10 protein-coding genes are annotated in these 12044 nt (G+C 64.4%); 5 read left to right on the top strand and 5 right to left on the bottom strand.

Features of this window, described 5'->3' with window-relative positions; all coding sequences use genetic code 11:
* Positions 1 to 7: 7 nt before the first annotated feature.
* Both KIT10_07815 and KIT10_07810 read right to left on the bottom strand, forming a co-directional pair.
* Positions 8 to 658 carry a DUF4956 domain-containing protein gene (locus tag KIT10_07815; protein MCW5899164.1) on the bottom strand — a complete coding sequence of 217 codons (651 nt, stop codon included), beginning with the start codon at positions 656 to 658 and terminating at the stop codon, positions 8 to 10.
* 18 nt (positions 659 to 676) lie between these two features.
* On the bottom strand, positions 677 to 1459 hold the full coding sequence (locus KIT10_07810) for a polyphosphate polymerase domain-containing protein (GenBank protein MCW5899163.1): 783 nt from the start codon (positions 1457 to 1459) through the stop codon (positions 677 to 679).
* Between the two features lie 72 nt (positions 1460 to 1531).
* Between KIT10_07810 and KIT10_07805 the strand changes: the two genes are divergently transcribed.
* The 3 genes from KIT10_07805 to KIT10_07795 all read left to right on the top strand — a co-directional run bounded on the left by KIT10_07805 (position 1532) and on the right by KIT10_07795 (position 4502).
* Positions 1532 to 2014 (top strand): cytidine deaminase, encoded by a 483-nt coding sequence (locus KIT10_07805; protein MCW5899162.1) that lies wholly within the window; start codon positions 1532 to 1534, stop codon positions 2012 to 2014.
* Positions 2015 to 2096: 82 nt separating this feature from the next.
* Complete coding sequence (gene pdhA, locus KIT10_07800; protein ID MCW5899161.1) at positions 2097 to 3146, top strand: pyruvate dehydrogenase (acetyl-transferring) E1 component subunit alpha; 1050 nt, start codon at positions 2097 to 2099, stop codon at positions 3144 to 3146.
* A gap of 21 nt (positions 3147 to 3167) precedes the next feature.
* Positions 3168 to 4502 carry a 2-oxo acid dehydrogenase subunit E2 gene (locus KIT10_07795; protein MCW5899160.1) on the top strand — a complete coding sequence of 445 codons (1335 nt, stop codon included), beginning with the start codon at positions 3168 to 3170 and terminating at the stop codon, positions 4500 to 4502.
* A 19-nt stretch (positions 4503 to 4521) separates the two neighbouring features.
* Here KIT10_07795 and KIT10_07790 read toward each other — a convergent pair whose 3' ends face one another.
* A complete protein-coding gene (locus tag KIT10_07790) occupies positions 4522 to 5313 on the bottom strand; it encodes a CHAD domain-containing protein (GenBank protein ID MCW5899159.1) in 792 nt (263 codons plus the stop codon).
* 84 nt (positions 5314 to 5397) lie between these two features.
* Between KIT10_07790 and recG the strand changes: the two genes are divergently transcribed.
* Positions 5398 to 7500: an ATP-dependent DNA helicase RecG gene (recG, locus tag KIT10_07785; protein ID MCW5899158.1), complete on the top strand. Its 2103-nt coding sequence runs from the start codon at positions 5398 to 5400 to the stop codon at positions 7498 to 7500.
* Here recG and KIT10_07780 read toward each other — a convergent pair whose 3' ends face one another.
* Positions 7501 to 8250 (bottom strand): lysoplasmalogenase, encoded by a 750-nt coding sequence (locus KIT10_07780; protein ID MCW5899157.1) that lies wholly within the window; start codon positions 8248 to 8250, stop codon positions 7501 to 7503. It abuts the gene before it with no gap.
* 27 nt (positions 8251 to 8277) lie between these two features.
* Positions 8278 to 9501, bottom strand: coding sequence for a sterol desaturase family protein (locus KIT10_07775; protein ID MCW5899156.1), 1224 nt, complete (start codon positions 9499 to 9501; stop codon positions 8278 to 8280).
* Positions 9502 to 9609: 108 nt separating this feature from the next.
* Here KIT10_07775 and pheT point away from each other — a divergent pair, with 108 nt between their 5' ends.
* Positions 9610 to 12042, top strand: coding sequence for a phenylalanine--tRNA ligase subunit beta (pheT, locus tag KIT10_07770; GenBank protein ID MCW5899155.1), 2433 nt, complete (start codon positions 9610 to 9612; stop codon positions 12040 to 12042).
* Positions 12043 to 12044 lie beyond the last annotated feature (2 nt).

Raw genomic sequence — 12044 nt, 5'->3', positions numbered from 1 at the left:
GCTCCGCTCAGTCATCCCCGTCGTCGCGGGGCGCGTCCATGAAGGAGCCGTGGTCCTGCTCGTCCTCGTAATAGAACACACGCATCTGGGCCGTGTCGCGCAGCAGATCGATCCGGCCCACCTCCACGCGTGAGACCTTAACCCCGAGCCGCTGCTGCAGGTCCTGGAAGAGCTGCGCGCGGTTCGCCGGCTTGATCAGGTCGATGCGCTCGTAGATCAGCTGCTTCATGGCCTCATGCCGCGTGAGCCAGAGATGCTCCAGCGCGAAGGTCACCAGCAGGATCATGCCATCGGTGAACAGCAGTTCGGCCAGGCTCACCTTCTTGCTCGCGAGTGAATTGATCACCGCGATGGTGATCACCGCGAACAGGTAGGTCATGTCCTTGATGGAGATCTGCTCGGTGCGGTAGCGCAGCACGCCGAAGATGGCGAACAGGCCGAAGGCGAAGCCGATGCTGAGTTTCACGCTGTTCAGCAGCACGCACAGGAAGAAGATGAGCACATTGAACAGGAAGTAGGTGAAGAGGTAGTCCTTCTTCCGGTGGATGGGGTAATAGATGAGCCGGATGAGGATGAACAGCACCGTGATGTTGATGCCGAACTTGAAGAGCAGCTCCCACATGTCGGGGTGGAAGAGCGGCATGCCGAATACTTTCATCTGCTGGTCCCTTGTTGGTCAGGCCGCCTGCCGGATGCGCTCCAGCATCCGCAGCACGGGTTTGAAAGCGTTGTGTTTCACGGGTCGGTGCAACATCAGCATCCCCACGCAATACTTGCTCATGCCGGCCGGCCGGATGCCCATGTCGCGCATGATGCGGGCAAAGGTGGAGCGCCGGTCGATGCGCTCCTGCTTCAATTCGGCCACGACGATGCCGCCCAGTGGACTTTCGCCATCCGGGCCTGAGAAGCGCAGGTCCAGGTCCATGGTGAGGCGCTCCGGCAGCCGCTTGTGCACGAAGGTGTAGCGCGTGAAGTGGTTCCACAGCGAGGGCACCAGCACTTCCTGGCCACCGTTGGCACTAGCCACGAAACTGGCTTGTTCCGGGCTCAGGGTATCGGGGATGGACTTCACCAGCATGCGCACCTTGTCCGTGCGTCCGCGCCCGGTCTTGCGTTTCACCTCCAGGTAGACCAGTCCGCTGCCCACGTATTCGCGGAAGCGCACCTTGCTCCGCAGCGTGCGGCTGTTGTGGTGGTCGCGGTAGTGGCGCAGGTCAGGCGTATCCAGGTAGAGACTCCGGTAGGCCGTGCCCCGCACGCCACCCACTTCCAGGATGCGGTACTCGTCCAACATGCGCTCGAGCACGGCGGCCAACTGTTCCTGGCCGAAGACATACTTCGTGTCGTTGCGGTCCTGCAGTTTCACACCATCCATTTCCGCCAGGGAGATGGGGGCGAAGCGTGCTATGGCGGGCAGCGGCGTGTTCACGGAACTGGTCAGGGGGTCAAACTTAGCCAACGGCCCCGTAGGACGAGGGCGGCGAACCGTGGTTCGATCGGGCGGGTCTACTTTTGGCGCATTCCCCGGCACATGGCGAAAGAGGAGCGATTCGAGGTACGATGCACGGTCACCGAACTTGACGAGCTGTCCGCAGGCGACCGCGAGCTCGTGCAACGCGCCGGCCAGGCCGCCTTGGGTGCCTACGCCCGATACTCGCACTTCCGCGTGGGTGCGGCGTTGCGGCTTCACAGTGGCGAGATCGTGGCTGGCAGCAACCAGGAGAACGCCTCCTTTCCGGCAGGCATCTGCGCCGAACGCACCGCCCTGCATGCCGCCATGGCAGCGCATCCACAGGGCTTGGTGGAGGCCATGGCCATCGTGGTACCCGATGCGCCGCAGGGCCGCCCCGTGTCCCCTTGCGGCATTTGCCGCCAAGCCCTGGCGGAGCAGGAGTCCAGACAGCATGGTCCTGTGCGCTTGATCATGGCCGCACAAAATGGCCCGATCCACGTGTTGGAGCGAGCGGGCGACCTCCTGCCTTGGTCCTTCGACGCCTCCTTCCTGAAGTCATAGCCACCGTGGGACCACAAGGGGCCGGGCTATATTTGCCCACCCCGCCGGAACCGCGACTTTCCCGGCGCCATCCAAGCCCTACATGAGCACCAAGACCGCCACGGCCAAGACGGGATCGAAGAAGCCGGACGGCCGCGCCCAAGACCGTTCCTTCGGCAAGGACACCTACCTGCGCTGGTTCAAGGACATGATCCTCATGCGCCGCTTCGAGGAGAAGTGCGGTCAACTCTACACCATGCAGAAGTTCGGTGGATTCTGCCACCTCTACATCGGGCAGGAGGCCGTGCTGGCCGGCATGGTCACCGCCATCCGGCCATCGGACCGCATCATCACCGGCTATCGCGACCATTGCCACCCGCTCGCCCTGGGCGAATCGCCGAACCATGTGATGGCCGAACTCTATGGCAAGATCACCGGTACCAGCAAGGGCAAGGGCGGCAGTATGCACTACTTCGACAAGGCCCGCAACCTCTTCGGCGGCCACGGCATCGTCGGCGGGCAGATCGGCCTGGGCGCCGGTATCGCTTTCGCCGACAAATACCGCGGCGAGGACCATGTCACCCTCTGCATGATGGGCGACGGTGCTGTGCGCCAGGGCATCCTGCATGAGACCTTCAACATGGCCATGACCTGGAAGCTCCCGGTCATTTTCATCATCGAGAACAACAACTACGCGATGGGCACCAGCGTGGAGCGCACCAGCAACGTGCACGACCTCAGCACCATCGGCGAGAGCTACGACATGCCCGGCCGCTCGGTGAACGGCATGCGCTGCGAGGATGTGCATCTCGCCATCGCCGAGGCCTGTGAGCATGTGCGCGCCGGGAACGGTCCTGTCCTGCTGGACATCCGCACCTACCGCTACAAGGGTCACAGCATGAGCGACCCCCAGAAGTACCGCACCAAGGAAGAGGTTGAGAGCTACAAGCAGCAGGACCCCATCGAGCAGGTGCGTGCAGCGCTGATGGAGAACAAATGGGCCACGGAGAAGGAGCTCGACGCCATCGACGCCGACGCGAAAAAAGCTGTGGAAGCCTCTGTGAAGTTCGCCGAGGAAAGCCCCGCACCGCCGGAAGAGGAACTCCACATCGACGTGTACAAGCAGGGTGATTACCCTTTTCTGAAGGACTGACCACGACCCAGCTTCCAGACCATGGCCGAGATCGTACGCATGCCCAAGTTGAGCGACACCATGACCGAAGGGGTGGTGAGCGCCTGGCACAAGAAGGTGGGAGATACCGTGAAGAGCGGTGAGGTGCTCGCCGACATCGAGACCGACAAGGCCACCATGGAGTTCGAAAGCTTCACCGATGGCGTGTTGCTGCATATCGGTGTGCAGGCCGGCAAGGCCGCTCCGGTGGACAGCGTGCTGGCCGTGCTGGGGAAGAAGGGCGAGGACATCACCAAGCTGCTGGCTGAAGCCGAGGCGGAAGGAGCGAAGGCGGTGGTGCAGGAGGTGAAGGAGGATAAGGGACCAGTGGAAGAGAAGAAGGAGGGATCCCTTCGATCCGCTCGGGATGACAAGGAGGAGGAAAAGAATGCGCCGGCACCCGCGGCCACAGCGGTCAAAGCACCCGCCGCTAAGCCGCTATTCGGTGGTGCGCCGGCAACGGTCGTGGCACCGGCAACAGGCAATGGCCGTTTGACCGCGAGTCCATTGGCGCGGAGGTTGGCGGAAGAAAAGGGTATCGATCTGGGACGCGTACAGGGCAGTGGCCCCGAGGGCCGCATCACCAAGCGCGACATCGAGAATTTCACCGGGGGCGGCGGCGCCTATCAGGTCGCGCAAGTGGAAGCCTTCGAGGAAGTGGCCGTGAGCCAGATGCGCAAGACCATCGCGCGCCGCCTGGCGGAGAGCAAGTTCAGCGCACCGCACTTCTACCTCACCCTGGAGATCGCCATGGAGCGCGCCATGCAAGTGCGCGAAGCGATCAACAAGCAGATCGCACCGGACAAGATCTCCTACAACGATCTGGTCATCAAGGCCGCCGCGTTGGCGCTGAAGCGGCACCCCAAGGTGAACAGTGCCTGGCTCGGTGACCGCATCCGCTACAACCAGCATGTGCACATCGGTGTGGCCGTAGCGGTGGATGAAGGTCTGCTGGTGCCGGTGGTGCGCTTCGCCGATGGCAAACCCCTGCGCAACATCGCCACCGAGGTGCGCGACTTCGCGAAGAAGGCCAAGGAAAAGAAGCTGCAGCCGCAGGACTGGGAAGGCAACACCTTCACCATCTCCAACCTGGGCATGTATGGCATCGAGGAATTCACCGCCATCATCAATCCGCCCGATGCCTGCATCCTGGCGGTGGGTGGCATCCACGAGAAGCCTGTGGTGCGGGACGGGCGGATCGTGCCGGGCCACACCATGAAGGTGACCCTGAGCTGTGACCACCGTGTGGTGGACGGCGTTACCGGTGCGGAGTTCCTCAACATGTTCAAAACGTTGATGGAGGAACCTGCGCTGATGCTGGGCGTGGGAGCGATCTGAACAGCCGTATCGCCGGGGTTCAAGGCTCAAGCGCTTTCTGCAGCGACCGCATCAATCTATTTCGTTCGCGGCGCTGTCTGGCCATGGCGGCCCGGCGCAGCACGGCTGGCCGGCGTTCGGTCCGGTCCAGGTCTTCCACCACCACCTGGATGTCGTGCCAGTCGCCGAGGTTTTCCTGCAGGCCGTCCAACCGCCCCAACAGATCATTTTGCCGCTCGTCGAGTGGTCCTGTGTCACCCAGGAGACGCAGCGTGTGCCAGGCATTCTTCAGGTGCTTGCGCACCTCGTGCAACTCCTCACCCGGGGCGCCGCGCCGCAGCAGGGTGCGGGCCCGCCGCATCTCCATCGCCACGTAGCGCCGCGCGGCCTTGCGCTCCTGTGTGTGCGTGAGCGCATTGCCCACCGTACCCAGGTGGCGCCGCAGCCGTTGGATGTCGCGAGGTCGCAGGTCGTCCATGGCCTTCCGCATGGCTTTGCCCGCCTTGCGGCCTCGATCGCCGAGATCGGTCACGTAGGGCTCCGCCGAGGTGGGATCGCGCAGCGGCAGCGAGCGCACCACCTTGGCGGAGACCACCGTCTCGCGCTGTTCGCCAGCCATCTTGAAGAGCGCGAGCAACCGGCGCATGGGGCCCTTGGGCGGGCCATCTCCCGGCGCCATCGCCTCGGCAAGCCGCAGCAGACTCCGCAACTTCTTCATGCGTACGCGCAAGCCGTGCACACGCTTCTCGGTGGGCCGCTCGCGTGCCACCCGCAGCGCCTCGCCGAAGCGCTCCAGCAGTTCGCGTCCATGTCCGGCGAGCAGGAAGGCCATCCTGGGCAAGGTAGACGCGTGGTGTGAAGCCCATGTTAACCGTCGTCAGGTGTGGCGCAAGGCGGCGCGTAATTTCCGCCCGCCATGGCGCATGTGCTGGAGACCCCGATCGAGTACCTGAAAGGGGTGGGTCCTCAGCGTGGCGAGTTGCTGCGCAAGGAGCTCGGCATCGGCACCTTCGGCGATCTGCTGTACCACTTCCCATTCCGTTACGTGGACCGCAGCCGCTTCCACCGCGTGGCCGATGTGCGGCCCGATGGCGAGGCGGTGCAATTGCGCGGCGTGCTGGGACCCCTGCGCACGGTGGGCGAAAAGCGCGGCAGGCGGCTCACGGCCACCTTCACCGACGCGAGCGGCGCGGTGGACCTGGTGTGGTTCCAAGGCACCCGCTGGCTGCAGGGGTCGCTGAAGCCGGGCGAGGAGTACATCCTCTATGGCAAACCATCGGTGTTCAAAGGCCAGTTGAATTTCGCGCACCCCGAGTTGGAGAGCGCCGCCGTGTGGGACCAGGGCCTCGAGACGGCGATGCGGCCGGTCTATTCCACCACGGAGAAACTCGGAGCACGAGGGCTCACGGGCCGCGCGCTATGGAAATTGCAGGTGGCGCTCCTGGGGCAGATCGCGGGGCAATTGCCCGAAACGCTCAACGCCGAACTGGTGGAGATGCTGGGTGGCCTGGGGCGCGAGCAGGCCCTGCGGCAGGTGCATGCTCCGCAGGACCCGTCGTTGCTGGAGAAGGCCCGCCGCCGCTTGAAGTTCGAGGAGTTGTTCTTCATCCAGTTGCGCCTGCTGGTGCGCCAGCGCATGTTGCGCGATGGGGTCCACGGCCTGGTCTTCGCCCAGGTGGGCACCTTGCTGAACACCTTCTACAAGGAACACCTGCCTTTCGAACTCACCGGTGCGCAGAAGCGCGTGGTGAAGGAGATCCGCCGCGACCTGGGCAGCGGCCACCAGATGAACCGGCTGGTGCAGGGCGATGTGGGCAGCGGCAAGACGCTCGTGGGCCTGCTCGCCATGCTCATCGCGCTGGACAACGGTTTCCAGAGCGCGCTCATGGCGCCCACGGAGATCCTCGCGCAGCAGCACTTCAACACCCTGACCGGCTTTTTGAAGGACATGCCCATCACGGTGCGCCTGCTCACCGGCAGCACCAAGGCCGCGGAGCGGAAAAGCATCCTGGCGGCATTGCGCTTGGGCGAGGTCCACATCCTGGTGGGCACGCATGCCCTGCTGGAGGACCGTGTGGTGTTCCACAAGCTGGGTCTGGTGGTGATCGATGAGCAGCACCGTTTCGGCGTGGCACAACGCGCCCGGTTGTGGGCGAAGGGCGAGACCCCGCCGCACGTGCTGGTGATGACCGCCACGCCCATCCCACGCACACTGGCGATGACGCTCTATGGCGACCTGGACACCAGTGTGATCGACGAGTTGCCACCAGGCCGCAAGCCCGTTCGGACCGTGCATCGCTTCGATTCGTCGCGCAACGCGGTATTCGCTTTCCTGGAACAGGAGATCGCCAAGGGGCGGCAGGTGTATGTGGTCTACCCTTTGATCGAAGAGTCCGAGAAGACCGATCTGAAGGACGTGATGGACGGCTATGAGAGCCTTTCGCGTCGCTTCCCATTGCCGCGCTACGCCGTGGGCATCGTACATGGCCGTATGGACCAGGCCACGAAGGACTTCGAAATGGCGCGCTTCAAGAAGGGCGAGACGGACATCCTGGTGGCCACCACGGTGATCGAAGTGGGCGTGGACGTGCCCAACGCCAGCGTGATGGTGATCGAGAACGCCGAGCGCTTCGGGCTGAGCCAGCTGCACCAGTTGCGCGGACGCGTGGGGCGCGGCGCCGAGCAGAGCTACTGCATCCTCATGTCGGGCGACAAGCTCGGCGCCGACGCCGGGGCACGCATACAGGCGATGGTCTCCACCAACGACGGCTTCGTGATCGCCGAAAAGGACCTGCGGCTGCGTGGGCCCGGTGACCTGATGGGCACGCAGCAGAGTGGCCTGCCACCCTTGCGCATCGCCGACCTGGTGGAGGACGGTGGCCTGATGCAGCAGGCGCGCGAGGTGGCCCGGCGCATCCTGGAGCAGGACCCCACGCTCACTGACCGTTCGCATGCGGCCATCGCCGGCAACTTGCAGGAGCAATTGCGCAGCGATCGTGTGTGGGGCCGGATCAGCTGATCAGGTGTCCAGCGCGGCGCGGCGGCGGATCTCCTCGGGATCCAGCACATGGGCCAGGCAGCCGGCCGCGATCAGCAACTGCGCCAGACCATAGGTGAGCATCACGCTCCAGGCCGCATGGTCCAACGGCTTCATGAAACGGTTCGTGGCCAGCAGCGCATCGGAGAGGATGAACAGCACGGCCCCGGCCATCACCAGCATGAAGCTTCTTGGAAAGGTGCGGCCGTAGCGGAAGGCAGCGGCGATGCCCATGAGCGTGATGGCCACCACATAGATGATCACCGGCAGGGAAACGCTATCGTCCACCTTGGGCACCAGGTCCAGCGCGAAAAAGAAACCGAAGGCCACCAGCGCGATGGCGATGAGCAGGGGCACCAGCGGACCAGCGCCTGGTCCGGCGTCGGCGATGTTCTGGGCGAAGGCCATGGTGTAACAGAGGTGCGCCATGAGGAAGGCCGCCAACCCGATGAGGAAATAGAACTGGTCCGCGCTCGGCAACATCAGCGCCACATCGCCCGCCAGGGAGAAGAACAGCCCCGCCTGTACCAGCAGGGTGAAGCGGTCGCCCACACGGCGGCTGCTGAAGAAGAACCACGACGAGAGGATCAGCAGCAGCAGCGGCTTGCACAGGTACACCAGCGGACGGATGTCCTGGGTGTCGCCGATGATGGTGCCCAGCAGCGCCAGCCCATAGGCCGCCCCGTTGATGGGGATGTTCTTCCGGATGTCCATGGGGTGCGCGGCCGCCAAGTTAGTCAAGGCCCCGAGCCGCGAGGGTCAATGCGCAGGGGAGACAACGGCCATGGTGCGGGACATCCACCACAAGCCCAGCAGCGAGCCTGCGACCACCACGGCGCTGGTCATCGCTGCCCATGGGAAAGGCAACAGGTCCGTGCTGAAGAGGAGCATGGCGCCCAACGCCAGCACGCGCCCCACCTCCACCGCCATCGGCCATCGACGGCCGTCCATCAACAGGCCCAGGTCCATCACCCACAGCACCACCAGCGCAGCAGTGGCCCACATGCGCACCGGCCCCAGCTCACCTTGGCGGAACAGGAAGAAAGTGGTGACCAACAGCAGCAGCGCGAATTGTGCGACGACATAGCCGCTCACCGTGCGCGGCACCTGGGTGTCGTACTTGCGGTACGTCGCGCGGTCCTTCGCCGTGGGCCCTTGGAAACCGCCCATGTAGGCCGGTCTCCAACCGGGTGGCTTGAGGAAGATCAGCAGTTTGTCCCTCCAGGTGCGCGCCTGTCGTGCCCAGCGGAAGAGGTCCTGGTAGTAGTGGAAGTTCGCCTTCAGCGGGTCCCAGGTGTTCAGGGGCGTGGTGATGCCGTACACGGGTTCCTCCTCCTCCACCTGGAAGGTGCCGAAGAGCTTGTCCCAGATGATCAACGTGCCCGCATGGTTCCGGTCGATGTACTTGGGATCGCTGCCGTGGTGCACGCGGTGGTGGCTGGGCGTGTTGAACAGCCATTCCAGCGGACCCAGTTTGCCAAGCGCCTTGGTGTGTATCCAGAACTGGTACAGCGTGACGAAGGCGCCCACCGTGACGATGGTGAGCGGGTGCACGCCCAGGAAGGCCACGGGCACATAGAACCAGAAGCTGAACAGCCCCTGCCACCAGCTTTGCCGCAGCGCCACGCTCAGGTTGTACTCCTCGCTCTGGTGGTGCACGATGTGCGCGGCCCAGAGGAAGTTCACCTCGTGGCTCAGGCGATGGAACCAGTAGTACAGCAGGTCGATCAGCAGGAACGTGACGACCCACGTGAGGGCCGAGTTCTCCAGGGTGAACAGCCGCCAATGGTCGTACACCGCCAGGTACACGGCGAAGATGCCCGCCTTGGTGAAGGCCCCCACGATCTGCGAGCCGATGCCGCAGCCCATGTTCGCGATGAAATCGTTGAAGCGGTAGACCTTCCGGTTCGTCCATGCGCTCCATGACAGTTCCAGGCCCATGAGCAGGAAGAAGAGCGGAATGGCCAGCGCGATGTAGTCCATGGGAGCAGGGCGAAATTACAAGGGTGTCGATCGCCGATCGACCAGTGACCATGGGCCATTCGGATAACTTCGCCGCCTGCCCGTCACAGGCGGGCGCCCGAGCACCCCATGCGCATCTCCTGGAATTGGCTCAAGCAGTACATCGATAGCGACCTGACCCCGCATGAGGCGGCCGAGGTGCTCACCAGTACCGGCCTCGAAGTGGAGAGCGTGGAGACCTTCGAGCCGTTGAAGGGCATGCTGGCCGGGGTGGTGGTGGGCCAGGTGCTGGAATGCGCCAAGCACCCCGATGCCGACCGCCTGAGCGTGACCGTGGTGGACCTCGGCGGGCAGCAGGCGCAGATCGTGTGCGGCGCTGCCAACGTGGCGGCCGGGCAGAAGGTGCTCGTGGCCACCGTGGGTACCACGCTGCACATGCATGATGGCGGCAGCCTGGTGATCAAGAGGAGCAAGATCCGCGGGGTGGAAAGCCACGGCATGATCTGCGCCGAGGATGAGCTGGGCCTGGGCCAAAGCCACGAAGGCATCCTGGTGCTCGATCCTGGTGCCGCCGTAGGCACACCCGCCGCGGACTACTTGAAGCTCACCAGCGACCATGTGCTGGAGATCGGCCTTACGCCCAACCGCACCGATGCCATGGGCCATGTGGGTGTGGCGCGCGACCTCATCGCCGCGTTGAACCACCGGCGTGGCCTCTCGCTGGAATTGAAGCTGCCGGATGTGTCGGCCTTTGCGCAGGACCACGACGGCGATGCGGTGAAGGTGGAGGTGCAGGCCCCGGTGGCCGCGCCGCGCTATGCCGGGGTCACGCTCACCGATGTGCGCGTGGGCCCTTCGCCACAATGGTTGCAGGACCGCCTGCTGGCCATCGGCCTGAAGCCTATCAACAACGTGGTGGACGCCACCAACTACGTACAGCACGAACTCGCCCAGCCCCTCCACGCCTTCGATGCCGACAGGCTCGCCGGTCGCCGCATCGTGGTGCGCATGGCGAAGGCCGGTGAGTCCTTTGTCACGCTGGATGAGAAGGAGCGCCAACTGGATGCGGGCGACCTGGTGATCGCCGATGCGGAGAAGCCGGCCTGCATCGCGGGTGTCTTCGGCGGTCTGAGGAGCGGTGTTGCTGAAGGCACCACCGCGGTCTTTCTGGAGAGCGCGTGGTTCGATCCGGCGCACATCCGCCGCACGGCGCGCCGCCACAGCCTCAACACCGATGCCTCCTTCCGCTTCGAGCGCGGTGTGGACCCCGATCTTACCGTGTACGCCCTGAAGCGCGCGGCCTTGCTGCTGAAGGATGTGGCCGGTGCGCGTATCGCATCGCCCATCACCGACATCAACGACAAACCACGCACCGCGCGCGAAGTGCCATTGCGCTTCGCCGAGGTGGAACATCTCACCGGTGTGCGTATCGCTGCGGACGACATCGTCCGCATCATGGAGTCGCTCGACTTCCGCATCCGGGAGCGCCATGCGCATGGGCTGCACGTGGTGGTGCCCGCCTACCGCACGGACGTGTACCGCCCTGCGGATGTGATCGAGGAGATCTTGCGCGTCCACGGCTATGACCAGGTGCCGCTGCCGGCGCATCTGATGATGCCGCCGGTGGTCCACGAGGCGCTCACCCTGGAAAGCCTTCGTCAGCAAGGCGCCGCGCACCTCGCCGCGCGTGGCCTTCGTGAGGTGATGACCCCCTCGCTGGTGAACGGCGAACGCTGCGTGAATAGCGGGGTGGCCGCGACGGAAGAACTCGTCACACTCGCCAACCCGCTCAGCTCGGAGTTGGACGTGCTGCGCCCCACCATGCTTTTCGGCATGCTGCAGGCCGTGGCCCATAACCTCAATCGGCAGCAACGCGACCTGGCCTGCTTCGAGCGGGGCCGCACCTATCGCCGCGATGGTGACAAGGTCATCGAAACGGAATCGCTTGGCATCGTGCTCACCGGGCGGCGTTTCGCCGAGAACTGGCGGAGCACAGCACGCAAGGCCGACCTCTTCGATGCGAAGGAGGAGGTGGAAAGCCTGCTGCAGCGGCTGGGCTTGGATACGCTCGCCACTTGGGAGCCGACCGGACATGCCCTGCTTCGCGATGCGCACGCCCTGCGCATCAAAGGCCGCCGCTGTGGCGAACTCGGTGAAGTGGCCAAGCCTGTGCTGAAGACCAGCGATGTATCGCAAGCGGTGTACTATGCCGAGCTTGATGAGGACGCTTTGCTCGAGGCCTGCCGCGCGCAGGAGATCGGCCACATGGAGGTGCCGCGCTTTCCCAGCGTGCGTCGCGACCTGAGCCTGTTGCTCGACGAGGCCGTGCGTTTCGACGCGCTGCGCAAGCTGGCCTTCAATGCCGAACGCAAATTGCTGCAGGATGTCGGGCTTTTCGATGTGTACCAGGGCGACAAGTTGCCCTCCGGCAAGAAGAGCTACGCGCTGAGCTTCATCCTGCAGGACCCTGCCAAGACCCTGACCGACGAACAGGTGGACAAGGCGATGGGCCGCATCCGGCAAGCCTTGGAGCAGGAAGCCGGCGCGGTGGTGCGGAGCTGAAC

The sequence above is a fragment of the Flavobacteriales bacterium genome (genome assembly GCA_026129465.1).
Taxonomy (GTDB): Bacteria; Bacteroidota; Bacteroidia; order Flavobacteriales_F; family PHOS-HE28; genus PHOS-HE28.
This window is presented reverse-complemented; position numbering and strand designations above follow the sequence as displayed.